This window comes from Xanthomonas sp. NCPPB 2632, from assembly GCF_041228075.2.
In the GTDB taxonomy this organism is placed as follows: Bacteria; Pseudomonadota; Gammaproteobacteria; order Xanthomonadales; family Rhodanobacteraceae; genus Luteibacter.
Genome location: NZ_CM192979.1, coordinates 4,364,600 through 4,388,798 on the forward strand (window position 1 = coordinate 4,364,600; position 24,199 = coordinate 4,388,798).

Annotated in this window: 24 protein-coding genes; 11 read left to right on the forward strand and 13 right to left on the reverse strand. The window is 68.1% G+C overall.

Features of this window, described 5'->3' with window-relative positions; translation table 11 throughout:
- The first annotated feature begins 67 nt into the window (after nucleotides 1-67).
- The 5 genes from dinG to AB8808_RS18915 all read left to right on the forward strand — a co-directional run bounded on the left by dinG (nucleotide 68) and on the right by AB8808_RS18915 (nucleotide 4,074).
- Nucleotides 68-2,164 carry an ATP-dependent DNA helicase DinG gene (dinG, locus tag AB8808_RS18895; protein ID WP_369931060.1) on the forward strand — a complete coding sequence of 699 codons (2,097 nt, stop codon included), beginning with the start codon at nucleotides 68-70 and terminating at the stop codon, nucleotides 2,162-2,164.
- Nucleotides 2,161-2,709 carry a HutD/Ves family protein gene (locus AB8808_RS18900; protein WP_369931061.1) on the forward strand — a complete coding sequence of 183 codons (549 nt, stop codon included), beginning with the start codon at nucleotides 2,161-2,163 and terminating at the stop codon, nucleotides 2,707-2,709. Before dinG ends, AB8808_RS18900 begins: the two co-directional genes overlap by 4 nt.
- A gap of 89 nt (nucleotides 2,710-2,798) precedes the next feature.
- The gene (locus AB8808_RS18905; RefSeq protein ID WP_369931063.1) at nucleotides 2,799-3,335 is read left to right on the forward strand and encodes a lipocalin family protein; all 537 of its coding nucleotides are present in this window, start codon (nucleotides 2,799-2,801) and stop codon (nucleotides 3,333-3,335) included.
- 4 nt (nucleotides 3,336-3,339) lie between these two features.
- Entirely contained in the window at nucleotides 3,340-3,753 is a 414-nt protein-coding gene (locus AB8808_RS18910) for a YchJ family protein (RefSeq protein ID WP_369931064.1), read from the forward strand.
- Nucleotides 3,754-3,768: 15 nt separating this feature from the next.
- Nucleotides 3,769-4,074 carry a hypothetical protein gene (locus AB8808_RS18915; RefSeq protein WP_369931065.1) on the forward strand — a complete coding sequence of 102 codons (306 nt, stop codon included), beginning with the start codon at nucleotides 3,769-3,771 and terminating at the stop codon, nucleotides 4,072-4,074.
- A 7-nt stretch (nucleotides 4,075-4,081) separates the two neighbouring features.
- On the opposite strand, the gene AB8808_RS18920 is transcribed toward AB8808_RS18915, so the two are convergent.
- From AB8808_RS18920 to gltB, 4 genes are all read right to left on the reverse strand, one after another.
- Entirely contained in the window at nucleotides 4,082-4,876 is a 795-nt protein-coding gene (locus tag AB8808_RS18920) for an SDR family NAD(P)-dependent oxidoreductase (RefSeq protein WP_369931066.1), read from the reverse strand.
- Between the two features lie 105 nt (nucleotides 4,877-4,981).
- Nucleotides 4,982-5,752, reverse strand: coding sequence for an NRDE family protein (locus AB8808_RS18925; RefSeq protein WP_369931067.1), 771 nt, complete (start codon nucleotides 5,750-5,752; stop codon nucleotides 4,982-4,984).
- Nucleotides 5,753-5,889: 137 nt separating this feature from the next.
- On the reverse strand, nucleotides 5,890-7,332 hold the full coding sequence (locus AB8808_RS18930; protein WP_369931068.1) for a glutamate synthase subunit beta: 1,443 nt from the start codon (nucleotides 7,330-7,332) through the stop codon (nucleotides 5,890-5,892).
- Nucleotides 7,329-11,780, reverse strand: coding sequence for a glutamate synthase large subunit (gltB, locus tag AB8808_RS18935; RefSeq protein ID WP_369931069.1), 4,452 nt, complete (start codon nucleotides 11,778-11,780; stop codon nucleotides 7,329-7,331). Before gltB ends, AB8808_RS18930 begins: the two co-directional genes overlap by 4 nt.
- Nucleotides 11,781-12,142: 362 nt before the next feature.
- Between gltB and AB8808_RS18940 the strand changes: the two genes are divergently transcribed.
- Together AB8808_RS18940 and AB8808_RS18945 are read left to right on the forward strand one after the other, a co-directional pair.
- Nucleotides 12,143-13,315, forward strand: coding sequence for a murein hydrolase activator EnvC family protein (locus tag AB8808_RS18940; RefSeq protein ID WP_369931070.1), 1,173 nt, complete (start codon nucleotides 12,143-12,145; stop codon nucleotides 13,313-13,315).
- A gap of 14 nt (nucleotides 13,316-13,329) precedes the next feature.
- The gene (locus AB8808_RS18945; RefSeq protein WP_369931071.1) at nucleotides 13,330-14,697 is read left to right on the forward strand and encodes a S41 family peptidase; all 1,368 of its coding nucleotides are present in this window, start codon (nucleotides 13,330-13,332) and stop codon (nucleotides 14,695-14,697) included.
- Between the two features lie 63 nt (nucleotides 14,698-14,760).
- Here AB8808_RS18945 and tatC read toward each other — a convergent pair whose 3' ends face one another.
- The 4 genes from tatC to AB8808_RS18965 all read right to left on the reverse strand — a co-directional run bounded on the left by tatC (nucleotide 14,761) and on the right by AB8808_RS18965 (nucleotide 16,988).
- Nucleotides 14,761-15,528 (reverse strand): twin-arginine translocase subunit TatC, encoded by a 768-nt coding sequence (tatC, locus tag AB8808_RS18950; protein WP_369931072.1) that lies wholly within the window; start codon nucleotides 15,526-15,528, stop codon nucleotides 14,761-14,763.
- The gene (gene tatB, locus AB8808_RS18955; protein WP_369931073.1) at nucleotides 15,515-15,961 is read right to left on the reverse strand and encodes a Sec-independent protein translocase protein TatB; all 447 of its coding nucleotides are present in this window, start codon (nucleotides 15,959-15,961) and stop codon (nucleotides 15,515-15,517) included. Before tatB ends, tatC begins: the two co-directional genes overlap by 14 nt.
- Before the next feature lie 13 nt (nucleotides 15,962-15,974).
- Nucleotides 15,975-16,220: a twin-arginine translocase TatA/TatE family subunit gene (gene tatA, locus AB8808_RS18960; protein ID WP_036139371.1), complete on the reverse strand. Its 246-nt coding sequence runs from the start codon at nucleotides 16,218-16,220 to the stop codon at nucleotides 15,975-15,977.
- 78 nt (nucleotides 16,221-16,298) lie between these two features.
- Nucleotides 16,299-16,988 carry a lipid-binding SYLF domain-containing protein gene (locus AB8808_RS18965; RefSeq protein WP_369931074.1) on the reverse strand — a complete coding sequence of 230 codons (690 nt, stop codon included), beginning with the start codon at nucleotides 16,986-16,988 and terminating at the stop codon, nucleotides 16,299-16,301.
- Between the two features lie 110 nt (nucleotides 16,989-17,098).
- On the opposite strand from AB8808_RS18965, the gene hemH reads away from it, so the two are divergent.
- The 3 genes from hemH to panS are packed head-to-tail and all read left to right on the forward strand — an operon-like array spanning nucleotide 17,099 to nucleotide 19,987.
- Nucleotides 17,099-18,220: a ferrochelatase gene (gene hemH / locus AB8808_RS18970; RefSeq protein WP_369931075.1), complete on the forward strand. Its 1,122-nt coding sequence runs from the start codon at nucleotides 17,099-17,101 to the stop codon at nucleotides 18,218-18,220.
- On the forward strand, nucleotides 18,213-19,049 hold the full coding sequence (locus tag AB8808_RS18975; protein WP_369931076.1) for an alpha/beta fold hydrolase: 837 nt from the start codon (nucleotides 18,213-18,215) through the stop codon (nucleotides 19,047-19,049). The genes hemH and AB8808_RS18975 overlap by 8 nt, the downstream gene beginning before the upstream one ends.
- Nucleotides 19,046-19,987, forward strand: coding sequence for a ketopantoate/pantoate/pantothenate transporter PanS (gene panS / locus AB8808_RS18980; protein WP_369931077.1), 942 nt, complete (start codon nucleotides 19,046-19,048; stop codon nucleotides 19,985-19,987). Before AB8808_RS18975 ends, panS begins: the two co-directional genes overlap by 4 nt.
- A 14-nt stretch (nucleotides 19,988-20,001) precedes the next feature.
- Here the strand turns inward: panS and cyoE are convergent, their stop codons facing one another.
- Genes cyoE through AB8808_RS19000 form a run of 4 tightly spaced genes read right to left on the reverse strand, consistent with a single transcriptional unit; the run spans nucleotide 20,002 to nucleotide 23,361 of the window.
- The gene (cyoE, locus tag AB8808_RS18985) at nucleotides 20,002-20,868 is read right to left on the reverse strand and encodes a heme o synthase (protein WP_506193278.1); all 867 of its coding nucleotides are present in this window, start codon (nucleotides 20,866-20,868) and stop codon (nucleotides 20,002-20,004) included.
- Between the two features lie 47 nt (nucleotides 20,869-20,915).
- Nucleotides 20,916-22,067, reverse strand: coding sequence for a COX15/CtaA family protein (locus tag AB8808_RS18990; protein ID WP_369931079.1), 1,152 nt, complete (start codon nucleotides 22,065-22,067; stop codon nucleotides 20,916-20,918).
- On the reverse strand, nucleotides 22,067-22,633 hold the full coding sequence (locus AB8808_RS18995; RefSeq protein WP_369931080.1) for a redox-active disulfide-containing membrane protein: 567 nt from the start codon (nucleotides 22,631-22,633) through the stop codon (nucleotides 22,067-22,069). Before AB8808_RS18995 ends, AB8808_RS18990 begins: the two co-directional genes overlap by 1 nt.
- A complete protein-coding gene (locus AB8808_RS19000) occupies nucleotides 22,630-23,361 on the reverse strand; it encodes an SURF1 family protein (RefSeq protein WP_369931081.1) in 732 nt (243 codons plus the stop codon). The genes AB8808_RS18995 and AB8808_RS19000 overlap by 4 nt, the downstream gene beginning before the upstream one ends.
- A gap of 59 nt (nucleotides 23,362-23,420) precedes the next feature.
- Between AB8808_RS19000 and AB8808_RS19005 the strand changes: the two genes are divergently transcribed.
- Nucleotides 23,421-23,639, forward strand: a complete 219-nt coding sequence (locus tag AB8808_RS19005; protein WP_036139356.1) for a twin transmembrane helix small protein — start codon at nucleotides 23,421-23,423, stop codon at nucleotides 23,637-23,639.
- 54 nt (nucleotides 23,640-23,693) lie between these two features.
- Here the strand turns inward: AB8808_RS19005 and AB8808_RS19010 are convergent, their stop codons facing one another.
- Nucleotides 23,694-23,978, reverse strand: a complete 285-nt coding sequence (locus AB8808_RS19010) for a helix-turn-helix domain-containing protein (protein WP_369931082.1) — start codon at nucleotides 23,976-23,978, stop codon at nucleotides 23,694-23,696.
- Nucleotides 23,979-24,199: the final 221 nt, after the last annotated feature.

The window sequence follows — 24,199 nt, forward strand, 5'->3', positions numbered from 1 at the left end:
GCGTCATGGGGTGAGACGTCGATGAGGTAACCTTGTCCGGTTGCCTCACCTCTCCTTGTACCCATCGATGCTCACCGACGACACCAAAGCCGCGATCCGCGCCGCCTACACGCGGCTGAAGGACGGCCTTGCGGGTTTCCGGGGGCGCTCGGCCCAGCTGAAGATGATCGCCGAGGTGGCCAAGGCACTGGCCGAACCCGCTGGCGCCGCCGTGATCGAAGCGCCCACGGGCACCGGCAAGTCCATGGCCTATCTCATCGCCGGCCTCGAAGTGGCGCGCGCCCAGAAGAAGAAGCTGGTGATCGCCACCGCCACCGTGGCGTTGCAGGAACAGCTGGTGCAACGGGACATCCCGCAATACCTCAGCCTGTGCGGCGTGGAAGCGAAGATCGCCCTGGCCAAGGGCCGTGGTCGTTACCTGTGCCCGCGCAACCTGCGCATGGCCGGCGCCGAGCCGGCCGCGCAGACCGGCTTCGATTTCGACGCCGATCTGGCCCTGTGGTCACGCCCCCCGGCGGAGCGCGACACCAAGGCGGTCGAGAAACTGGCCGCAGCGTTCGAATCGCGCGAGTGGAGTGGCGACATCGACACCAGCCCCGAGCCTCTGTCCGATCTGGTGCGCGGCATGATCACCACCAGCGCCGGCGGGTGCACGGGGCGCAAGTGCGGCGCCTTCGCCGTCTGCCCGTTCTTCGTCGCTCGCCGCGCCATCGGCGAGGCCGACATCGTCGTGGCCAACCAGGACCTTGTCCTCGCCGACCTCACCATGCCGCGCGACGAGGACACCTTCGGCGGCGTGATCCTGCCCAAGCCGGAAGACACCCTCTATATCTTCGACGAGGCGCACCACGTGCCCGCCAAGGCCATCGACCGCGGTGCGGCGGATGTCCACCTGGCCACCGCCGTGCGCCGCATCGGCCGCCTGCAGAACCAGATCCACGGGGCCTATTCGCTCACCGACAAGGAAAGCATCGGCAACCTCACGCTGGAGGCCGGCGACGAGAAGATGCTCGCCATGTCGAACGCCCTGGAGGAGATCGAGCGCGAGATCCGCATGACGTGGACACCGTCGTCGAACGAGACCGAGCCGGTGTTCCGCGCATCGCTGGGCCAGCTTCCGGAAAACTGGAAGATGCACGCCGGGCACCTGCACCTCATCACCCGCGACATCCAGCGCTGGTTGCGCACGGTGCGCCGTACGGTGGTCGAGATGGAAGCGGGCGGCCCAACCCAGGAAGCCCTGTCGCGCGAACTGGGCGTGGCCCTGGAGCGACTCGAGCGCCAGGTGAAGACCTGGTACGCCTGGTCCACCGACGACAGCGAAACCGGTCCGCCACTGGCGCGCTGGGTCAGCATGACGCCGGAGCAGCAGTTGGTCTGCCATGCCTCCGCCGTATCGGCCGGCGGCCTGCTGCGCAATGTGCTGTGGGACAACGCATCCGCCGTGGTGATGACGTCCGCGACGCTCAGCGCCGGCGGTAATTTCCGCGGTTTTGCCGATGCGGTCGGCCTCCCCAACGACGCCGTGACGCTCAGTCTGCCCTCGCCGTTCGACCTCGAACGCCAGGCCATCCTGAGCGTGCCCAGCATGAAGACACTGCCCGACGATCGCGAAGGACACGCCCGCGAGATCTCCGCCTGGCTGGCGCAAAACCTCGACTGGGACGCGGGCAACCTCGTGCTGTTCACCTCGCGGGCCAAGCTCGACCGCGTGCTGCAGACGCTGCCGATCGAGTTCGTCCGCAAGGTGCGCGCGCAGGGTTCGCTGTCCAAGCAACAGCTGATCACCGAGCATCGCGAAGACATCGAGGCCGGCAAGGGCAGCACGCTGTTCGGCCTGGCCTCGTTCGGCGAAGGCCTGGACCTGCCCGGCAAGCTGTGCGAGACGGTGGTGGTGACGCAGCTGCCGTTCGCGGTGCCTACCGACCCGGTCGGCGCCACCTATGCGGAATGGCTGGAATCGCGCGGACGCAACCCGTTCATCGAGGTGAGCGTGCCGGATGCCACGCGCATCCTCACTCAGTACTGCGGCAGGCTGATCCGCACGGAAACCGACACCGGCCGCATCGTGCTGCTGGATCGCCGCGTGGTCACCAAGCGCTACGGCACCGGCATGCTGCGGGCCCTGCCCCCGTTCGCGCGCGATATCGAGCGCGTCGCGTGAGCGTGATCGGTTTTGCCGGGTTGCGTGCCGTGCCGTGGAAGAACGGGCTGGGCGTCACGCGCGAGATCCGCGTCGAACCCGCCGGCGCGACGATGGACGACTTCCTCTGGCGCGCCAGCATCGCGGAGGTCGATACGGCCTCGCCGTTCTCGGTGTTTCCCGGCATCGACCGCACCATCGTGCTGCTGGACGGCGACGGCTTCACCATGACCCTTGACGACGCGCGCGCGCACGCGTTGACCACGCCTTGCGTACCGTTCGCCTTCGCGGGCGAGTCGCGTGTCGAGGTGGCGCTGGCCGGTGGCGCCACCCGCGACTTCAACCTGATGGTCCGGCGGGGTCATGCACAGGGCCATGTCGATGTGGAACGGGGCCCGGCGACGCTCGAAGTTCAGGACGTGACCCTGCTGCACCTGGCACGGGGCCATGCCGAGGTGGACGGCGTGGCGTGTGTCCCGGGGGACAGCGCCATCGGGCCACGCACGGTGCGGCTCGCTGCCGACGCCATCGCCCTCTGCGTAAGGGTGGTCCGGCTGGCGCGGTGAGCGGCCATACGTGCCGTGTGGCCCGCAAGTTCAAACGGGGTTCAAGCCCCGGTGCGCATGGTAGGAGATCGTTCCCGCGGATCCACACCATGCGCATCGCCCTCACGGCCCTCCTCCTCTCCATGGCCACCACCGGCGCCCTCGCCAGCACTCCGGTCACGGCCGTTTCCCACCTCGACCTGGATCGGTACGCCGGCACCTGGCACGAGATCGCACGCCTGCCCATGTGGTTCCAGCGCAAATGCGAGAAGGATGTCACCGCGCATTACACGCCCCAGCCCGACGGCACCGTAGCCGTGCACAACGCCTGCGTAACCGCCGAGGGCAAGACCATCGCCAGCGATGGCGTGGCACGACGACCCGAACCGTTCGCGCTGGGCAAGTTGCAGGTGCGTTTCGCCCCCGCATGGTTGTCGTGGGTGCCGCTGGTCTGGGCCGATTACTGGGTGGTTGCGCTGGACGACGACTACCGCTGGGCGATGATCGGCCAGCCGGGCCGCAAGTATCTCTGGATACTGTCGCGCGAGCCCTCGCTGGACCGGAAGACGTTCGAGGAACTCAAGGCACGCGCGGTGTCGATGGGCTACGACCTCGGCCCGCTGATCGTCTCGGGCAAGGTCGACTGACGCCATGGCTGCCACGGACTCCTCGGGCACTGCCGGCGCGTCCGGCCCCTGTCCCTGCGGCAGCGGATCCTCCTACGCCGCCTGCTGCGGCCGCTGGCACGCCGGCGAGGTCGCTCCGACCGCCGAAGCGCTGATGCGCTCTCGCTACAGCGCCTATGTCCTCGGCCTGGAGGCGTATCTGCTGGATACGTGGCACGCATCCACACGGCCATCCCATCTCGGACTGTCCACGCAGTCGCCTCGACCCACCTGGCTGGGGCTGTCAGTGAAACGCCATGACAATCCGTCGGCGGACACAGCTGTCGTCGCGTTCGTGGCGCGCCTGCGCATGGGCGGCGGCAGTGCGGAGCGCATGCAGGAGACGAGCCGTTTCGTACGCGAAGACGGGCGCTGGTTTTATGTCGACGCGGCGTCCTGATCGCGCGGAAAGCCCGTGACCATCCCGCACCCGACGCTCATCTGCCAGGCCATCCGCGAGCGACGCTTGCTCGCCATCGAGTACGGTGGCACGCGCCGGCTGGTGCAACCGCACGTGTATGGGGACGACCACGCCGGCGATCGCCTGCTCAGCGCCTATCAGGTGAGCGGCGACAGTGCGTCGGGCGCGTCCCAGGGATGGAAGTCGTTCCGGATGGACCGGATCGGCTCGGTGGTGTTGACCACCGAGCGGTTCCACGGGGCGCGCACCGACTACCAGCGCAACGACGGCACCTTTGCGCGGGTGCTGTGCCAGCTGTGAGCGCGGGTCAGACGATCGAGCGCGTGACGCCGCCATCGACACGGATCGCGGCGCCGGTGGTGCCGGAGGCCTGTTCGGAGGCGAGGTAGACCGAGGCGTTGGCGACTTCTTCCACGCTGAGCAGGCGCTTGATCAGCGACGTGGGACGATGGGTCTGGATGAAGTCCTTCTCGACCGCTTCCAGCGCGACGCCCTGCTCCTTCGCGATCTTGCCGAAGAACTCGCTGACGCCTTCCGACAGGGTCGGCCCGGGAAGGATCGCATTGACGGTGACACCGGTACCGGCCAGCACCTCGGCCAGACCGCGCGACACACCCAGCTGGGCGGTCTTCGTCACGCCGTAGTGGACCATCTCCGCCGGCACCTGCACGCCCGATTCGCTCGAGATGAACTGCACGCGACCCCAGCCGCGCTCAGCCATGCCCTTGGCGTAATGGCGCGACAGGCGAACGCCCGAGTTCACGTTCACTTCGAAGAAGCGCGTCCACTCCGCATCGTCGATGGCGAAGAAATCCTTCGGCTCGAAGATGCCGAGGTTGTTCACCAGGATGTCGGTGTCCGGCACGGCACGGGTCAGCGTCGCCGCCCCTTCGGCCGTACCCAGGTCGGCGGCCACACCGGTGACGGTGGCGTTCGGCGCGGCTTTCTTCACGGCAGCGATGGCGTCGTCCACACGCGCCTGGGTGCGTCCCGTGACGACCACGGCGGCGCCCGCGACGGCCAGGCCGGTGGCGATGGCCAGGCCGATGCCGGCGGTGGAGCCGGTGACGATGGCATGGCGCTGGCTGAGATCGATGTGCATGGGGTGGCTCCGGACAGGAAAAGGATCACCTTATCGTCGGGGCACGGCTGGCGGGGATCAATTGCCGGCCGGGCAAAAGAGCCTTTCCGCCGGGGAAAGGGCGGATCAGCGCGACGAGTCGGCGTCGACGCGGGTCTCGCCCTCGAATACGCCGTGGGGACCGAAGCGACGCTCGACGATCATCGTGCGGCCTTCGTTGTCGACGAGGATCACGGTGCTGGCCCGCGTGCCGTAGTGTTCCCCGACGATGAACGCGCTGGAGAGGAAACGCTCGCGCTCGATACCGATACCCGTGTCCGGCAGCACGTCGTCGGGCCAGACGCCGCGATCGGCCAACATCGCGAAAAGCCCCTCCGGATCGCCGCTGCCGTCATGCGTGAGCCAGGCGCCGAGGCGCTCGACCAGCGCACGCGTCTTCGGCCAAGGCGCGTTGAAGTCGGCGTTACTCAGGCCGTGTACCCCCGCTTCCACCGGCTGCGCGCGTGCGGCGGGGTGGTTGCCCAGGTAATACGCGTCGTCGTGGTCGAAGGTCAGCAGGTTGAACGGTCGATAATTCCGCGCACTGGCCATCAGTTCGATGGCGTGCGTTCGCGCAGGCAGCGTGGAGCCGAGGTAGTCGGCCACCAGCAGGCCACGCGACAGGCCACTGTGGTCGGCGGTCAAGTCGCGCACGTTGGTGATCACGCCGACCCGACCATCCGGGGCGACACCGGCCCACGTGCCGCCCGCCTCGAGGTCACGCCCGGCGAGGATCTGCGGCGCCTCGTCCCACGCGGCCAGCGGCGCCGTCGGCCGAGCATGGAACTCGTCGCGGTTGGCGACCAGCACCAGCCGCCACCGCGGATGGGCGCGCCAGGCAAAAGCGATCAGGCACATGGCAGCGTCGGGGCGCGAAACGACATGCGCACATTGTGCGCCCCGTAGGTCACGATGACCATGTAGGAGCGCACGATGTGCGCGAAAAGCCGACGAAGCGGCGACGACGCACCCCCCATCGCGCACATCGTGCGCTCCTACACGGCCTGGCGGAGGGGGGCCGTGTGTTTTGCGGTGGCGAGCATGCGCACGATGGAGGCGGCGGCTTCGCGGCCGTCGTAGACCGCGCGGACGACGAGATCGGCGCCGCGCACGTTGTCGCCACCGGCGAACACCTGCGGATGGCTGGTCTGCAACGGCAGGCGACCTTCGCCACCGACCGCGATGCGTCCGCTGCGATCGCGCTCGATGCCGAAGGCGTCGCACCAGTCGGGCGGGCTCGGCTGGAAACCGAAGGCCTGGATGACGACGTCGGCCGGCAGGTCGGTTTCGCTGCCTTCGATGTTTTGCGGACGCGGGCGACCGTCGAGGCCCGCCACCAGTTGGGTCTCGACGACGCGAACGGCGGTGATGCGGCCGTCCTCACCCAGCAGGGCCATGGGCTGGCGCTGGAACAGGAAGCGCACGCCCTCCTCGCGGGAATAGCCGACTTCGCGGCGCGAGCCGGGCATGCTCGGCTCGTCGCGACGGTACACGCAGGTGACCGAGGCGGCGCCGAGGCGGATGGCCGTGCGGTTGCAGTCCATGCCGGTATCGCCGCCACCGAGCACCACGACGTGCTTGCCGGCGAGGTCGTACTCGGCGGACGGCTCCTCGTCGCGCAGCAGCCGCTCGGTGTTGCCGATGAGGAAGGGCAAGGCATCGTGCACGCCAGCCAGGTCGCGGCCTTCGAGCTGGCCGTCGACGTAGGTGTATGCACCCGTGCCGACGAACACGGCATCGTAATCGGCGAGCAGATCGTCGAACGCGATGTCGCGACCGATCTCCACGCCGAGGTGGAAGGTGACGCCCATGCCCTCGAGCACCATGCGCCGCGTGCGCACGATCGCCTTGTCGAGCTTGAACGGCGGGATGCCGAACGTCAGCAGGCCGCCGATCTCGTGCTGACGGTCGAACACGTCGGCGGCGATGCCTGCGCGACGCAGGCGATCCGCGCAGGACAGCCCGGCCGGACCGGCACCGACGATAGCCACCCGTGCACCGGTGTCCTTCACCCGTGACAGGTCGGGGCGCCAGCCCTGGCGAATGGCTTCATCCGTGGCCCAGCGTTCGACGCTGCCGATGGTGACGGCACCGAAATCGCCCTGTTCCAGCGTGCACGCACCCTCGCAGAGACGATCCTGCGGGCATACGCGACCGCAGATTTCCGGCAAGGGGTTGGTCTCGTGCATCAGCGTGGCCGCTTCGAACAGCCGTCCGTCCTGGACCAGCTTCAGCCAGTTCGGGATGTAGTTGTGCACCGGGCAGGCATGCTCGCAGTACGGGTTGCCGCAGTCGATGCAGCGCTCGGACTGGGCGGCGGCTTCCGGCGGGGCAAAATCGCCGGAGATTTCGCCATACCCCAGCACACGCACGGCGACCGGCACCGTGCGCGGTGTCTGCCGGGGGATCTCGAGGAAACGGAAATCCTTGCTGCTCATGCGGCACTCCGCAGTTCTTCCGCCAGCGCGTCGAGGCTGGCGGCCTTGGGTTTGACCAGCCAGAAACGCTGCAGCAGGCCACGGAAATCGCCCAGCACCTGACGGCCCCAGGCGGAGTCGGTGAGCTCGGCATGCCGGGCGATGAGCTGGCGCAGGTGCTGCATGTAGTGTTCCATGCCCTCGTGCGAGATACGCACGATGTCGACGAGTTCGTGGTTGTAGCAATCCACGAAGTTGCGCTCGATGTCGAGCACATAGGCGAAGCCGCCCGTCATGCCCGCACCGAAGTTCAGCCCGGTGCGACCCAGCACCGCCACCACGCCGCCGGTCATGTATTCACAGCAGTGGTCGCCCGCACCCTCGACGACGGCCAGCGCGCCGGAGTTGCGCACGGCGAAGCGTTCACCGGCCTGGCCCGCGGCGTAAAGCTCACCGCCGGTCGCGCCGTAGAGGCAGGTGTTGCCGATGATCGAGGCATCCTGGCTGGCGAAGGGTGAATCCCCCGGCGGACGGATGACCAGACGACCGCCCGCCATGCCCTTGCCGACGCCGTCGTTGGCCTCGCCGGTGAGGTCGATATGCACGCCGGAAGCATTCCAGGCACCCAGGCTCTGCCCGGCGGAGCCGAACAGGTGCAGGTTGACCGGCTTGCCGCTCATGCCCATGTCGCCCCAGCGACGGGCCACGTCGCCGGAAAGACGTGCGCCGATGGCGCGGTCGGTGTTGACGATGGGATAGGTGAAGCTGCCGCCCAGGCCATCGGTGACCGCTTCGCGGGTGTCCGCGGCGATGCGGCTGGCGAGGGTGGCCGGATCGCGCATGGGGTTGCGCGCGAAGGTGCAGGCGAAGTCCACCTTCGTACCCAGGCCGTCCTCGCTGATGAGCGGGGCCAGGTCCAGGCGCTCCTGCACGATGGTGACACCCTCGCGCTGTTCCAGGCGGCCGCTCTGGCCGATCAGTTCGGCCAGCGAACGCACGCCCAGTTGCGCGAGGTGCTGGCGAACATCCTGCGCGATGAACCGGAAGTAGTTCATCACCATCTCGGGCAGGCCGATGAAGTGCTTCTGCCGCAACACGGGATGCTGCGTGGCCACGCCCGTGGCGCAGTTGTTAAGGTGACAGATGCGCAGGTACTTGCAACCCAGCGCCACCATGGGCCCGGTGCCGAAGCCGAAACTTTCCGCCCCGAGCAAGGCCGCCTTGATGACGTCGAGGCCGGTTTTCAGGCCACCGTCGGTCTGCAGGCGCACACGACCGCGCAGGTCGTTCAGGCGCAGCGTCTGCTGGGTTTCCGCCAGGCCCAGTTCCCACGGCGTGCCCGCGTACTTGATCGAGGTGAGCGGGCTGGCGCCGGTGCCGCCATCGTGGCCGGACACGGTGATCAGGTCGGCGCCGGCTTTCACCACGCCCGCGGCCACTGTGCCCACGCCGGCGTGCGAGACGAGCTTGACCGAGATCAACGCTTTGGGATTCACTTCCTTGAGGTCGTGGATCAGCTGCGCCAGGTCTTCGATGGAATAGATGTCGTGGTGCGGCGGCGGCGAGATCAGGCCGATGCCCGGCTTGGCGTAACGCAGTCGCGCGATGGTGGCGTCGACCTTGTGTCCGGGCAGCTGGCCGCCCTCGCCCGGCTTGGCGCCCTGGGCGATCTTGATCTGCAACACCTCGGCGTTGACCAGGTAGCTGGGGGTGACGCCGAAACGACCCGAAGCCACCTGCTTGATCTTCGACGCGCGCTCGGTGCCATAGCGCGAGGGATCCTCACCGCCTTCGCCCGAGTTGCTGCGCGCACCGAGCCGGTTCATGGCGATGGCGAGGGCCTCGTGCGCTTCCGGCGACAGGGCACCCAGCGACATGCCCGCGGAATCGAAGCGGCGGAGGATGTCCTCCTCGGGCTCGACCTCGTCCAGCGGGATCGGCGTACCCACGCGTGGCACCAGCAGGTCGCGCAGTGCCGAGGGCGGCCGCGTATCCACATGGTGCGCGTACGCTTCGTAGTCGGCGTAGTTGCCCGTGCGCACCGCCACCTGCAGCGTGGCGATCACATCGGGGTTGTACATGTGGAATTCGCCACCGTGCACGTACTTGAACAGGCCGCCGGCACGCAGCGCGTGCGCCTCGTCCCAGGCTTCCGCGGCCAGCAGGCGTTGCTCGCGTTCCAGGTCGTCGAAGGTGGAGCCACCGATACGCGATGGCGTACCCGGGAAACAGGCTGCCACCACTTCCGGCGACAGGCCGACGATCTCGAACAGCTGCGCACCGCGATAGCCCGCCACGGTGGAGATGCCCATCTTCGAGAGGATCTTCAACAGGCCCTTGCGGATACCGCGACGGTAGTTGCGGCCGATCTCGCGCGGTGCGCCCTCGCCGTTGCGGATGTGCCCGCTGCGGCCCATGTCGAACAGGCTCTGGTAGGCCAGCCACGGATAGATGGCCGTGGCACCGAAACCGATCAGGCAGGCGAAGTGGTGGGGATCGCGCGGCGTGGCGGTCTCGACCATGATGTTGCACTGGCAGCGCAGGCCCTTGTCGACCAGCCGCGCATGCACGGCGCCGGTGGCCAGCAGCGCGTGGATGGGCAGGAGGTCGCGACGTGGGTAGCGGTCGCTCAGGAACACGATGCGCACGCCCTTGCGCACGGCGGCTTCCGCCTCGTCGCAGAGGCGGGCCAGCGCCTGCTCGAGGGTTTCGTCGGCGCCGTACATGAGGTCGAAACGCGGCGTGTCCGCGTACTCGGGATTGGCCAGGATCTGGCGCAGCTTGCGCTGCGACAGGATCGGCGAATTGAGCAGGATCTGCCGGGCGTTCTCCGGCCCGAGGTCGAAGATGTTGCGCTCCTGGCCGATCTGCGTGACCAGCGACATCACCAGCCGCTCGCGCAGCGGATCGATCGGCGGGTTGGTCACCTGGGCAAAGCCCTGGCGGAAGCGATCGAACAGCGGGCGGATCTGCCGCGACAGCACGGCCATGGGCGTGTCGTCACCCATCGAACCGGTGGCCTCGGCCTCGGTTTCCGCCAGCACCTTCAGCACCGACTCGCACTCCTCGCGCGACAGGCCGTAGAGCTTCTGGTAACGGCGCAGTTCGTCGGCAGGCAAGGGCTCGGCGGCCAGGCTTGGATCGATCAGGTCGGATTCGAGATAGGTGACGCCTTCGCGCAGCCAGTCGCGGAACGGTGCGCGCTGGCGGTTGATCGCGTCGATGTCGGCATCGCGGAGCAGGCGATGCTCGCGGAAATCGACCGCGATCATCTCGCCCGGCGCCAGGCGGCCCTTGGCCACGATGCGTGCGGACGGGACATCCCACAGGCCGGCTTCGGAGGCCACGATCAGGTGATTGTCGTCCGAGAGCGCCCAGCGCGCCGGACGCAGGCCGTTGCGGTCCAGCGTGCAGGCGGCATAGCGGCCGTCGCAGATGACCAGGCCGGCCGGGCCGTCCCAGGGCTCGCTGTGCAGCGCGTAATACTCATAGAAGGCGGCCAGGTCTTCGTCGATGTCCTCGCGCGCGGCGTAGGCCGGCGGCACCAGCACGCGCATGGCGGTGAGCAGGTCCATGCCACCCATCAGCAGCACTTCGAGGGCGTTGTCGAGGCTTTCCGAATCCGAACCGCTCTGGCGCACCAGCGGGCCGATGTCCGACAGATCCACATGCTCGGAGCGCATGACGGCCGTGCGTGCCTGCATCCAGCGACGGTTGGCGCGGATGGTGTTGATCTCGCCGTTGTGCGCCAGCAGGCGGAAGGGCTGGGCCAGGCGCCACTGCGGCGAGGTGTTGGTCGAGAAGCGCTGGTGGAAGACCACCGCGTCCGCCACCAGGGCCGGATGGGCGAGGTCCGGATAGACCTGGCGCAGGCGGCCGGGCGCGGCCATGGCCTTGTAACCGACGACCTCACCGGACAGCGAGACCACGTAGAACTGCCTGTCGTCGGCAAGGCGCAGTTCCGTGCGACGGCGTGCGCGGAACAGCGCGGCCTCGAACGCCGCGACCGGCATGTCGCCCGGGGCATCGACGAAGATCTGCCGCACGCGCGGCATGGACGACGCGGCCAGCGGACCGCAGGCCGCGGTGTCGACGGCGACGTCGCGCCAGCCGGCGACGGAAAGTTTCACGGCGGCCAGTTCGGCCTCGAGCACCCGCGCCGCGGCATCGTCGCCCTGCGGATCGAGGAACACCACGCCCGCGGCGAAGTGCGTGGCCAGCGTGATGCCGGCTTCGCCGGCCAGCGCGCGCAGCCACTCCACCGGACGCCGGATGAGCACGCCGCAGCCGTCACCGCTGATGCCGTCGGCATTGACGCCACCACGGTGGGAAAGTCGTGCGAGTGCGTCGAACGCCGTATCGACCAGCGTGGCGCTGGCATGACCGTCGATCTGCGCGACGAGACCGAAGCCGCAGCTGTCGTGTTCGAACGCCTCGTCATAGAGGCGCGGAATGCCTTGCTTCACCATCCGCCTCCTGGTGGCCTGGTAGTGCTGGGGTGGCGCATGCGTGGCCCCACGGCCTGGAACGGCCGACTCTTCACGCATGCGCAGAGGACGAGCGACCCACTTTAGTCACATTTGCCGCGGCGCGTCAAAGCGTTCGGACGTCCAAACACGAATGCAACGAAATTCTTACGGGCGCGCCCCGCAGACCACTGGGCGCGAATGGCGCCCGTCAACGCCTGCGCGGCCATACCAGCCTTTCGCGACCCGTGGGGGCCGACGGTACGGCCGACGACCGGCGACGGCGGCGGGACGGGACGGAAGCCGTCCGGGGCGTTCCCGGCACGGACAGGCGACCCGGCCCCGGGATGGGTAATAATCGCCGGATGCGCCCACGTCCCCGCCTCGCCTTCATCCTCGCCCTCGCCGTTGCCTCCCTCTCGCCCACGCCGCCCGCCCTGGCGGCACAGGAGGTGAAGGCACGGACGCAGCAGGAGGAAACCCGGCAGAAGCTGGAAGGTGTCCGCAAGGACATCGACAACCTGACGAAGGAACAGCGCGATACCGCCAATGCCCGTGACAGCGCCAATGCCGCGCTGGCGAAACAGGCCGAGCAGGTGTCGGCCGCGGCGAAGGCCGTGCGCGCCACCGACGGCGACCTGCAGCAGCGCCAGCACGACCTCGAACAGCTGAACGCGCAGCGCGCCGGCATGGAAGCCGGGCTCTCGAAGCAGAAGGATGCCCTCGGCGACCTGCTGCGCGCCACCTACACGCTGGGCCGTGGCTCCGACCTGCAACTGCTGCTGGGCGACGAGGACGTCAACCGGATATCCCGCGCCCTGGCTTACTCGCGCTACTTCCAGGACAACCGGGTGGAGAAGATCCATGGGCTGCTGGCGGATCTTTCCCGCCTGCAGGAGGTCGAAGCTGCCATCACGGCCGAACAGCAGAAGCTCGAGGCCACCCGGGCGGAACGCGAGGCGCGCGCCGCCGAGCTGGAGAAGCAGCGGACCAGCCAGGCGAAACTGGTGGCCGAGGCGGATTCGAAATACAAGGACCAGGCCCAGCGCATCGCCGCCCTCAAGCAGAACGAGCAGGACATGAACGCGCTGGTCTCGCGCCTGCAGAAAGTGATCGACGAGGCGGCCAAGGCGGCCGAGCCCGCACCGGCGCCCAAGGGCACGCCCGCCACCGCACCGGTGGGCAACCTGCGCGGCAGCCTGCCGTGGCCGACCAACGGGCCGGTGCACGCGTTCGGCAGCGGCGTGATCATCGTCGCGCCGCGCGGCAGCGAGGTAAAAGCGGTGGCACGCGGCCGGGTGGTGTTCGCCAACTTCCTGCGCGGCTACGGCATGATGATCATCGTCAACCACGGCAACGGATTCATGAGCATGTACGGCAACAACGAGACGCTGCTGCACGGCGTGGGTGACATGGTGGAGGCCGGCGAAGCCGTCGGCACCGCTGCCGCGCCCGCCGGTGACAACGGCGCTTACTTCGAGCTGCGCCAGGGCGGCAAGCCCATCGATGCGCGCGGCTGGTTGAGCAAGAAGCATTGATCCCGGAGACACGCATGCGCCAGCACCCCCTTCGTCTCGCCCTCGCACTGGCCCTTGCCGGCGCGGTGGCGGTTCCTGCCGCCGACGCTCAGCAGGCGAAGCCGACGCCCATCCGGCAGCCCGATGCGCCCGCCTCGTCGTCCACGTCGGCCGCCAAGGTGGCCAGCCAGGCGGACGACACGGTCGACCTCGACGACATTCGCAATTTCACGCGGGTGTATCACATCGTCCAGCAGGCCTATGTCGAGAAGCTGGACAACAAGACGATCATGAAGGCCGCCATCGGCGGCATGCTGCAGAACCTCGATCCGCACAGCGAATACCTCGACAAGGAAGGCCTGGCCGAACTCGACGAAGACACCACGGGCCAGTACGGCGGCCTGGGCATCGAAGTGATGCAGGTGGACGGCATGCTGAAGATCGTCTCGCCGATCGACGACACGCCCGCCTCGCGCGGCGGCATCAAGGCCGGCGACACCATCCTCAAGGTGGACGGCACGGTGGTCGACAGCCAGAACATCGACGACGCCTTCAAGAAATTACGCGGCGATCCCGGCAGCAAGGTCACCCTCACGATCCTGCACGAGAAATCGGACAAACCGATCGACGTGCCGCTGGTGCGCGAACGCATCGCGGTCACCAGCGTCAAGCTCCGCCAGCTCGATCCGGGATATGTCTACATCCGCATCAGCCAGTTCCAGGAAGACACCTCGACCGACCTGGACACGAAGCTGGCGGCATGGATCGCGAAGAACGGCGCACCCAAGGGCGCGGTACTGGATCTGCGCTCCAACCCCGGCGGCCTGCTGACCACGGCCGTGGGCGTGGCCGACACCTTCCTCGACGCAGGCACCATCGTCACGACCAAGGGCCGCCTGCAGGACGCCAACCTGCGCTTCGACGCGCACCCGGGCGACCTGCTGAAGAGCGCACCGATGATCATCCTGGCCGACAACGGCACGGCGTCCGCGGCGGAGATCGTCTCCGGCGCACTCAAGGACAACCACCGCGCGCTGATCATGGGCCGACGCACGTTCGGCAAGGGCGTGGTGCAGACCGTGCTGCCGCTGGACGCGGAACACGCGGTGAAGATCACCACGGCACGGTATTACACGCCCAATGGCACCTCCATCCAGGCCGAGGGGATCAAGCCGGATATCGCGCTGGCCGACCTCGCCGTGACCAGGAGCGAGACATCGCCCCAGCTGATCGGCTCGGAGGCCGACTTGCCCAACCACCTGGTCAACGAAAAGGCTTCGGCCGATAACAAGGGCGCCGCCGATGACGACGGCAAGCTGGCCACCCAGGATTACGCGCTGTCGCAGGCACTGAACGTACTGAAGGGCCTGGCGTTGGGTCGCGCGGCCACGCACACCCCGTAGGCCGGCGCCCCGCAGGCCATGACGCGCACGGCGCCGCAGCCGCGCGCGACGCGGCCCCTGGGTTTAGGCGACGGGGTCCGCCGGCGCGGGCTTGAGCAGGAACTTCACGGCAAGCAGCCCGAGTTCGTAGAGGATGCACATGGGCACCGCCAGCATCACCATGGAAAGCAGGTCGGGCGGCGTGATGAACGCCGCGATGGCGAACGCGCCGACGATGGCGTAGCCCCGGCCCTTGCTGAGTTTTTCCGCATCCACGATGCCGACCGCGGCCAGGATGACCACCGCCACCGGCACTTCGAAGCACAGGCCGAAGGCGAAGAACATCAGCATGACGAAATCGAGGTAATGCGTGATGTCGGTCATCATCGCCACGCCGTCGGGCGTGACCGCATTGAGGAACTTGAACGCCGCCGGCAACACGACGAAATAGGCGAACGCGCAGCCTGAGTAGAACAGCACCAGCGACGCCACCAGCAACGGCCGGGCCAGGCGCTTTTCATGCCGGTACAGCCCGGGGCTGACGAAGGCCCACAGCTGGTAGAGAATCATCGGCATGCTGATGAACAGCGCGCAGAAGAACGCCAGTTTCAACGGGGTGACGAACGGGCTGGCAACCTCCGTGGCGATCAGGTGCGCGCCCTGCGGCATGCGCTCGACCAGCGGCTTGGCCAGTTCGGCGTAGAGGTGGTTGGCCACGGGTACGAGTGCCAGCAACACCACCAGCAGGACCACGATGGCGCGCAGCAGGCGGGAGCGCAGTTCGATCAGGTGGGAGAACAGGCCTTCTTCGACGACGTCGTCGCTGGAGGGGCCGGAATCAACGGGGCTCATGCGGTTCGTTCCGGGGCGGCGTGGATTCGCCGTAGGCCAGCGGGAGCATGTCGCGCGCTGGATCGGGCACGCGGCCCTCGGTGTGGGCTACCGGCGCATCGGCGTAAGCGTCGCGGGCCTGCTCGCCGGCCTGCCGTGCCTCGCCCGCCGCGGCGCGGAAATCCTCGCGGACACTACTGCCGGCGGCACGAATGTCGTCGCGCACGCTGTCGTGGGTGGCACGGGCGTTCTCGGCCGTCTCGCGCAGGGTGCGCTTGATTTCCTCGGCCTGGATCTCCCGCTCGACTTCGGACTTCACGCTGTCCCAGCCATTGCGCATGCGCCGCAGCAGGGCGCCCGCCGTGCGCGCGGCATGGGGCAGGCGCTCGGGGCCGAGCACGATGAGCGCCACTACCGCGAGCAGCAGCAATTTACCGAAGCTGATCTCGATCATGGCGCCGCCGGGATCACGGAGTGCGGTCGCGCGGCTCGACGGTTTCGCTATGGGTCGGCGGCACGGGGGTGACCGGCGGCGGATCGGCGCGCAGTTTGTCTTCGCGCTCGCGGGCCGCCCGTGCTTCTTCGTCGCCGTCCAGGCCCTTCTTGAAGTCGCGCATGGCGCCGCCCAGGTCCGAGCCGATGTTGCGCAGCTTGCGCGTGCCGAAGATGAGCACGACGACGAGCAGCAGGAGGACGATGTGGGTAATGCTCATGGAAAACCTCTCAGGCCCCGCTCTGGGAGCCGGTGGGACGGTCCGCGCGCCACGCGACGCAACGGGTTGGGACGACGATCAGCGGTTAGTGTACTCCTCCAGTTTATCCCTGAAATCGACCACTTCGCTGGGGACGTTGGTCACGCCACCCTCGAAGATGCGACGCGGCGTGATGCCCGGGCCGTAGATCTGCTCGTTGGTGTCCTCGTCGATGGCGATGCGGCTGCCATCCAGCGCCACACCGGCGAACAGGCCCTTGGCGCGCGAATAGGTGTAGATCTCGGCCTTCATCTGGCCGTCGGTGGCCGCCGTCGCGGAGCGACCGACCGGACCGGCGGCCGCGGAGGCGTTGGCACCCATGGTGAACTTGCCGTTGATGATGCCGTCGATGCCGCGATCGGTGCGGAACACGAGGATCACGTCGGTGGACTGGATACCGACCTGGAAGCCGACGCCAGCGCCACCCACCGAGATGAAGTTGGGGTTGGACCAGGTACCGTCGTGCGTCTTGATCGAGATCAGGCCTTCGCCCTTCGAGCCGGAGAACACGAAGCCACCCTTGACCATGCCGGGGATGATCGCGATGGCGCGCGCATTCCTGAGCAGATCGGCCGGCAGCGATTTGTCCGGCGCGTCGTCCATCATCTCGGACAGCACCCGCACGGCCTCGCGCGCCTGTTTGCGCGGCGGATCGGCGGCCTGCACGGCCAGCGACGGCAGCAGGGCGAGCAGGCCCAGGGCGAGCAGGCGAAACGGACGAGATGACATCGGGTGGCTCCTTTCGTGACGCGGAATGGCAGCGGGTGCGACAGGGACTACAGGCCTCGGCACCCCGGCATATGGCAGACTGCGACGATCCTCGCGAATGCCGGACACCGATGCCTGGTTCACCAAACTATACCGGCCTTGCCGGCTATTCCCACGACACCGTGCCCCAGGCCGGTGTGCTGCTGGTTAATCTCGGTACACCTGAAGCGCCCACCGCGGCCGCCGTGCGTCCCTACCTGGCCGAGTTCCTTGGCGATCCGCGGGTGATCGAGTACCCGCGGCTGCTGTGGAAGGCGATCCTGCACGGCGTGATCCTGCGGGTGCGCCCGAAGCGCTCCGCCCACGCCTATTCGCGTGTGTGGACTCCCGAGGGCTCGCCCCTGCGCACGGGCAGCGAGGCACTGGCCGCCGCCCTGCAGGCCGAACTGGGCCGCCGTCGCAGTGGGCCCATCCGCGTGGCGCTGGCCATGCGCTACGGTCGGCCCGGCGTGGCCGCCACCATCGCGCAGTTGCAGCGCGAGGGCGTGCGTCGGCTGCTGGTGCTGCCGCTGTATCCGCAGTATTCCGCGACCTCCACGGGCAGCGTGTTCGATGCCGTGGCCGATACGGTCAAGGGCCTGCGCTGGCCGCCGGAACTGCGCCAGGTCAACGATTACCACGACGAGCCGGCCTACATCGCCGCCCTGGCTGCCAGCGTGCGCGAACACTGGCAACGCCACGGGCAGGGCGAGCGCCTGCTGATGAGTTTCCACGGCATTCCCGAGCGCTACGTGCGCAATGGCGATCCCTACTTCTGCCAGGCGCATGCCACGGCGCGCCTGCTGCGCGAAGCGCTCGGGCTCACGCCCGAGCAGGCACCGATGAGCTTCCAGTCGCGTGTGGGACGCGAGCGCTGGCTGCACCCGTACACCGACGAGATGGTGAAGTCGCTGGGCGCCCAGGGCGTGAAGCGGATCGACGCGATCAGCCCGGGCTTCGCCGTGGACTGCCTGGAAACGCTGGAGGAAATCGCCATGCAGAACGCCGATTTCTTCCGCGAAGCGGGTGGCGAGACACTCCACTACATCCCCTGCCTCAACGCGCGCCCCGACCATGTGGGCGCCATCGCGGACCTGGTGCTGCGGCACACGCAGGGCTGGCCGGAGTTCGCCGAGGACTACGACGCGGCGGCCGTGGCCGCGCGCCTGGCGGCCTCGCGCGAACGCGCCCGCAAGGCTCGCGCCGATGCGTGAGTTGCGTATCGCCCTTCCCGGGATGGAACTGGGCGGCATGAGCTGGGGCGAGCCGGATGCGGCCCCGCTGGTCTTACTCCATGGCTGGCTCGACAACGCGGCAAGCTTCGCGCGGCTTGGGCCGTTACTCGCGGATCGTTTCCACGTGATCGCCCTGGACCTTCCTGGCCATGGGCATGCGGATCACCTGCCCGAGAGCGCCACCTATACCCATCACGACTACGCGCGCGCGGTGCTGCTCGCCGTCGATGCGCTGGCCCTGCCCCGCTTCCACCTGCTCGGCCATTCGCTGGGCGCGGGCGTGGCCACCATGGTCGCCATCGCGGCCCCGGAGCGCGTACGGGCACTGGCGTTGATCGAAGGCCTGGGGCCCCTGGGCGACGACGGCTCGCGCACCCTGGATCGGTTCCGTGAAGCGATGGCGCCGAGACCCGAAGGCCCGCGATCGCTGCGCGTCTTTCCCGCCATCGACGATGCGACCCGCGCCCGCGCGCTCGCGAGCGGCCTCGATGCCGAACTGGCGCGCCCGATCGTCGAGCGCGGCCTGCGCGCGGTGGATGGCGGCTATAGCTGGCGCAGCGATCCGCGCCTGTCGCGGCCTACGGCCATCCGCCTCGCCGAGACGCAGATCATGTCGCTGCTGCTGGGTCTTGCCGCGCCGACCTCGCTGCTGCTGGCCCGCCCGCATCCGCCCTACCTCGAGCCCGAGGCCCTGCAGGTGCGTATCGACTGCGTCGACCGGATCGAGGTAACGCACATGGACGGCGGCCACCACCTGCACCTGGAACACCCCGACGCCGTGGCGAACTGGATGCACGGGATGCCATGACCGGTTGCCATCGTTCCTGGCTCGCGTGGGTCACCCGTCTCTTCCCGCTCTGGGCGATCGTCGTCGCAATGGTGGCCTACCTGCGCCCCGGAGTGTTCCTGCCGGCGGGCGCATGGATCGTCCCGCTGCTCATGCTGGTGATGTTCGGCATGGGCGTGACCTTGAGTCTCGACGATTTCAGGCGCGTGCTGCTACGCCCGCTGCCGGTGCTCGCCGGCACTTTCCTGCATTACCTGGTGATGCCGCTGGCCGCCTGGGCGCTGACCCGTGCGTTCGCCATGCCGCCGGACCTCGCCGCGGGCATGATCCTGGTGGGCAGCGTCGCCAGCGGCACCGCCTCCAACGTCATCATCTACCTCGCCAAGGGCGACGTCGCGCTGTCGGTCACGCTGTCGTCGGTATCGGCACTGGTCGGCGTGGTCGCCACGCCGCTGCTCACGCGGTTGTATGTCGATACGCGGGTAGCACCGGACACATGGGCGATGCTGGTGAGCATCGTGCAGATCGTGGCGCTGCCGATCGGACTGGGGCTGCTTGTCCACCACACGCTGCGCGGTGTCGTGCGGCGGATCGAACCGGGCCTTCCCCTGTTCTCGATGACGTGCGTACTGATCCTGATCGGGGCCGTGGTCGCCGCCAGCCAGCCGTCCATCGCCACGGTGGGCGCGATCACCGTCGTTGCCGTAATCCTGCACAACGCCATGGGGCTACTGGGCGGTTACTGGGGCGGTCGGCTGTTCGGCTTCGACGAATCGACGTGCCGCACCCTGGCTATCGAAGTGGGCATGCAGAATTCCGGCCTGGCGGCGACGCTGGGCAAGATCTATTTTTCGCCCCTGGCCGCGCTGCCCGGCGCATTGTTCTCGGTCTGGCACAACCTGTCCGGATCGATGCTGGCGGGATACTGGTCGGGCAAGCCGACGCGCAAGGCCGGGTGACGCGGCCCACCCCGTCACACCACGGGCTCGAGGCGGAAACCGGGCTGCACGATCGGATCGACCAGCCAGTGGTCGGCCAGCAGGAAGGCGAACAACACCATCAGGTAGATGATGGAATAGTTGAACATCTTCATGGCGAACAGTTCATCCGGCGGATTGAACATGCGCGCGGCATACCAGAGGAAGCCCACGCCCAGGATCACCGCGCCGAACAGGTAGATCAGGCCGCTCATGCCGGTGAAGAACGGCAGCATGGTCACGACGAACAACAGGATCGTGTAGAACAGGATGTGCCAGCGCGTGAACACCACACCGTGGGTCACCGGCAGCATCGGCACCTGCGCGCGCGAGTAATCGTCGACGCGGAAGATCGCCAGGGCCCAGAAATGCGGCGGCGTCCATACGAAGATGATCAGCAGCAACTGCAGCGCGAAGGGATGCAGCGATCCGGTGACCGCCGTCCAGCCGAGCATCGGCGGCGCGGCGCCGGCCAGCCCGCCGATCACGATGTTCTGCGGTGTCGCGCGCTTGAGGTAGGCGGTGTACACCACCGCATAGCCGATCAGCGAGAAGAAGGTCAGCACCGCCGTCAGCATGTTCACCAGGAACACCAGCACCAGCATCGATACGATGCCCAGTGTCATGGCGAAGACGAACACCTGCATCGGGGTGAGCTGGCCGGTCGCGAGCGGGCGGTGCGAGGTGCGCGCCATCAGCTTGTCGATGCGCTGGTCGATCAGGTGATTGAACGCGGCCGCCGATGCGGACGCCAGCCAGATGCCCAGCGTGCCGAACAACGCCGCATGCCACGTCGGCAGCACACGACGGCCTTCCGCATCCACGGCCAGGAACATGCCGATGACGGCGCAGAAGACCAGCATCGCGACGACACGCGGCTTGGTCAGTTCGAAATATTGCGCGGCTTTGCTCACGGGAACTCCGGGGTGGCAGGCAGTCGCTGCGTGCGGGCCAGCGCGGCCAGCAGCGTGAACAGCAGCAGCGCGGCCACGCCATTGTGCGCCGTGGCCACCGGCAACGGCAGGCCCAGGTGCACGTTACCGATACCCAGCAACACCTGGGCCACCAGCACCACCGCCAGGGCGATGCCCGCCCTGCGCAGGCCACCCCGCGCCAGCCGGTGCGACAACCAGCCCAGGTAGAGGAAGGTGACCAGCGCACCGATGCGGTGCGCCATCTGGATCGCACTGCGCGCGGCCATGTCGAGCACGCCGCCCTCGTAGTTCACGCCGATGCCGCGCCACAGGACGAACGCCTGCGGGAAGTCGGTCTGCGGCCACCACTGCCCGAGGCACTGCGGGAAGTCCGTGCCGCAGGCCAGCGCCGCGTAGTTGGAACTGGTCCAGCCACCCAACGCGATCTGGCAGACCAGCACCACGATGCCCACGGCGACCAGCGTGCGCAGCGCGGCGAAGCGGTCGTCCGGCGTGCCGACACGCCACCAGCGCAGGGCAGCCCAGGCCAGCAGCGCGAACGTGGCAAGGCCGCCGAGCAGGTGGCCCATCACCACGATCGGCTTGAGCAGCAGGGTGACCGTCCACATGCCCAGCATGGCCTGGAAGATGATGACCGCCAGCGCCGCCACGCCGATGCGCCAGGCGCCGGGCCGCTTCAGCGTGGCTGCGGCAACCAGCGGCAACGCGATGGCCAGCGCGGACAGCAGCGAGGACACCATGTACGCGCCGCGCATGTACATGGCCACGCCGGCGGCGGCAAACACCGCCGAGGCCAGCACGGCGACCACCGCCATGCGCCGGCGCCAGGCCGACATCACCGCGATGGCCAGCACCATGAAACCGAGGCTGCCGGCGAGGAAACGATGCACCTGCTCGCGCCATGCCTTGTGCGTCTCGTAGGGCCGGTCCGGGAAGGCCTCGTTGGCACGGGCGATGTCCTGGGCATGACCGGGCCAGGTGGCCTTGCCATAGCAGGTGGGCCAGTCGGGGCAGGACAGGCCAGCGTTGGACAGGCGCACGAAGGCACCGAACATCACGATGCAGAACGCGAACAAGGCCGCCAGCAGGGCCAGCATGCGCAGGGTTTTCAGGGCACGGGAAGACATCAGCGGATCACCTTCTGCATGTCCTTGCGCAGGCCGCTCGGGTCGAAGCCCGCGGGATACCAGGACAGGGCGGTGGCATTGGATTCGACCAGCACGGCGGCGACCGTGTCCGGTTCGGTGGGACGGAAGCTGTCGAAGGCCTTCGCGGCGTCGGTGCCGATCGTCCAGGCCGGCATGACGCCGTCCGCGCCGGGCGCCGTGGGTGGCGTACCGATGTAGAGCAGGCGCAGGCGATCGGCGTTGCGGTTCAGCACGATGCGGGCGTTGCGCATCAGGGCCAGCGTCTGCAGGCATTGCGCGGCGCACCCGGGGCCGGGCAACGCGACCAGCGTGAGGCGCGGCTCGCTGTCGCGCCAGGCCCACGGTCGCCCGGCGACATCGATATGGACATCGGCGACGCTGCGCTGCGGAACGATCGGGCGTCCGTTGCCCTTGCCTTCCGGCTGCCAGCCGCTGAGCGTCAGCAGGCCGGCGGCGGCGATCGGCGCCAGGAACACCAGCATGATCAGCACGAGCTTGAACCGGCCGGTGCCGGGCGTGCGAGGGGATACGTTCGGATCGGTCATGAAGACGGGGGCCGGTTCGGGCGTCGCTTGCGATGCAGGAGGACGAAGATCACCACCGCCGCAAGGGCGAAGGTGAACCACTGGAAGGCATAGGCGCGATGGCGGGCGGGCGGCATGAAGCCCGGCGTCCAGTCGCGTGCGTAGATGCTGGCCGGATCGGCGTCCAGGAGGAGGACACGAGGATACAGCGCGCGCCCCAGGTCGTGGCCTATCTCGGCGAGGTCGACATAGACCATGGTCTTTTCGGCGCCGTGCTGCTCCGGCAGGCGGTCGCCCCCAAGCCTTACCCCGACACCGGGCGACGGTACATAAAGCCCGCGCAGCGTGGTGGAACCGGCGGGAAGCGGCGGCAACCGCGGATTGGCCCCGGCCTCCTTCGGCAGGAAACCGAGATCGACCAGCAGCCACGGCACGCTGCCCTGGGGAGCGAAGGGCGCGTACACATGCACGCCGACCCGGCCCGCATGGGTCTGGTCGTCCAGCAGGTAATAGTGACCGGGCAGGAAGCTGCCGCTCACCGCATACCGGGGATAACGATCCACCGGCGGCTGTGCGGCGACGGGACCGAAGGCCTCCACGCCCGCCGAGGCGGATGCGGCGTAGCGCCGCAGCAGTTCGTCCTTCTCGTCCGCGCGGTGCAGCTGCCACATGCCCAGACGCACGAAAGCGAGCACACCCACCAGCGTGAGTGCGACAGCGAACCACGTCGGGCGCCGCAGGAAAGTCATGCAAGACGCCCCGCGGCCACGGCTATACTCGGATTGTCGATAGGGCGCGGAGCCGTCACGTGGAAACCATCTACAAATATGCGCTGGTGATCCTGCTGCTCGTGGTGTTGTTCAACCTCGGGCAGGCCCTGTTCTTCATGATGACCGACAAGGGCCAGAGCAAGCGCACCGTATGGGCGCTCACCCGCCGGATCGGACTTTCGTTGCTGCTCATCGCCATGGTGGCGCTGGGCATCTTCATGGGGTGGCTGCACCCCCACGGGGTCGGTCAATTCTAACGCGCGTGGCCGGGGGGCCAAGGCGCGGTGCGGCAATCGGTGCCGCAAGGGCGATCAGGCCAGGGCGGCCAGGACGTTGTGGGGGTCCTTGCCGATGGCGCGCAACAGCGCCCGGGCCGGGCCGGTAGGCGCACGCCGCCCCTGCTCCCAGTTACGCAGCGTACCCACGTCGACATCCAGCAGCAGCGCGAACTTCGCCTGGGACAGACCCGTGGTTTCGCGCAGCTGCCGGATGGCGGCCGGATCGACATGGACCACGCGCGACGCCTTCCGCTCGCCACGGAGGATGCCATCCATTTCCTGGACGCTTTCCAGCAGGTCTTCATAGAAGGTGTTCATGGCAAAGCTCCCTGACGCGATGATGGAATCGTGCGTCAATGGCGTACATACGTCAATGACGAATACCCAAGGCTCCCGAGGGTGTTGGTTGACAGGTCGGCAACTGCGCGCGAGGATCGAACCATGAACCGCGCCGTGGCCCTCATTACGCTGATTAGCATCGCCATCCCCTGATGGTGGGTTGAATCACGCGCGCAAGGTGACCGACAACCCGCCCTACC

Excerpts from the sequence above, each read along its gene's own strand:
- dinG (WP_369931060.1), top strand. The coding sequence starts at position 68 with ATGCTCACCGACGACACCAAAGCCGCGATCCGCGCCGCCTACACGCGG.
- AB8808_RS18905 (WP_369931063.1), top strand. The coding sequence starts at position 2,799 with ATGCGCATCGCCCTCACGGCCCTCCTCCTCTCCATGGCCACCACCGGC.
- AB8808_RS18910 (WP_369931064.1), top strand. The coding sequence starts at position 3,340 with ATGGCTGCCACGGACTCCTCGGGCACTGCCGGCGCGTCCGGCCCCTGT.
- AB8808_RS18920 (WP_369931066.1), bottom strand. The coding sequence starts at position 4,876 with ATGCACATCGATCTCAGCCAGCGCCATGCCATCGTCACCGGCTCCACC.
- AB8808_RS18925 (WP_369931067.1), bottom strand. The coding sequence starts at position 5,752 with ATGTGCCTGATCGCTTTTGCCTGGCGCGCCCATCCGCGGTGGCGGCTG.
- AB8808_RS18930 (WP_369931068.1), bottom strand. The coding sequence starts at position 7,332 with ATGAGCAGCAAGGATTTCCGTTTCCTCGAGATCCCCCGGCAGACACCG.
- gltB (WP_369931069.1), bottom strand. The coding sequence starts at position 11,780 with ATGGTGAAGCAAGGCATTCCGCGCCTCTATGACGAGGCGTTCGAACAC.
- AB8808_RS18940 (WP_369931070.1), top strand. The coding sequence starts at position 12,143 with ATGCGCCCACGTCCCCGCCTCGCCTTCATCCTCGCCCTCGCCGTTGCC.
- AB8808_RS18945 (WP_369931071.1), top strand. The coding sequence starts at position 13,330 with ATGCGCCAGCACCCCCTTCGTCTCGCCCTCGCACTGGCCCTTGCCGGC.
- tatC (WP_369931072.1), bottom strand. The coding sequence starts at position 15,528 with ATGAGCCCCGTTGATTCCGGCCCCTCCAGCGACGACGTCGTCGAAGAA.
- tatB (WP_369931073.1), bottom strand. The coding sequence starts at position 15,961 with ATGATCGAGATCAGCTTCGGTAAATTGCTGCTGCTCGCGGTAGTGGCG.
- tatA (WP_036139371.1), bottom strand. The coding sequence starts at position 16,220 with ATGAGCATTACCCACATCGTCCTCCTGCTGCTCGTCGTCGTGCTCATC.
- AB8808_RS18965 (WP_369931074.1), bottom strand. The coding sequence starts at position 16,988 with ATGTCATCTCGTCCGTTTCGCCTGCTCGCCCTGGGCCTGCTCGCCCTG.
- hemH (WP_369931075.1), top strand. The coding sequence starts at position 17,099 with ATGCCTGGTTCACCAAACTATACCGGCCTTGCCGGCTATTCCCACGAC.
- AB8808_RS18975 (WP_369931076.1), top strand. The coding sequence starts at position 18,213 with ATGCGTGAGTTGCGTATCGCCCTTCCCGGGATGGAACTGGGCGGCATG.
- panS (WP_369931077.1), top strand. The coding sequence starts at position 19,046 with ATGACCGGTTGCCATCGTTCCTGGCTCGCGTGGGTCACCCGTCTCTTC.
- cyoE (WP_506193278.1), bottom strand. The coding sequence starts at position 20,868 with ATGCTGGTCTTCTGCGCCGTCATCGGCATGTTCCTGGCCGTGGATGCG.
- AB8808_RS18990 (WP_369931079.1), bottom strand. The coding sequence starts at position 22,067 with ATGTCTTCCCGTGCCCTGAAAACCCTGCGCATGCTGGCCCTGCTGGCG.
- AB8808_RS18995 (WP_369931080.1), bottom strand. The coding sequence starts at position 22,633 with ATGACCGATCCGAACGTATCCCCTCGCACGCCCGGCACCGGCCGGTTC.
- AB8808_RS19000 (WP_369931081.1), bottom strand. The coding sequence starts at position 23,361 with ATGACTTTCCTGCGGCGCCCGACGTGGTTCGCTGTCGCACTCACGCTG.
- AB8808_RS19010 (WP_369931082.1), bottom strand. The coding sequence starts at position 23,978 with ATGAACACCTTCTATGAAGACCTGCTGGAAAGCGTCCAGGAAATGGAT.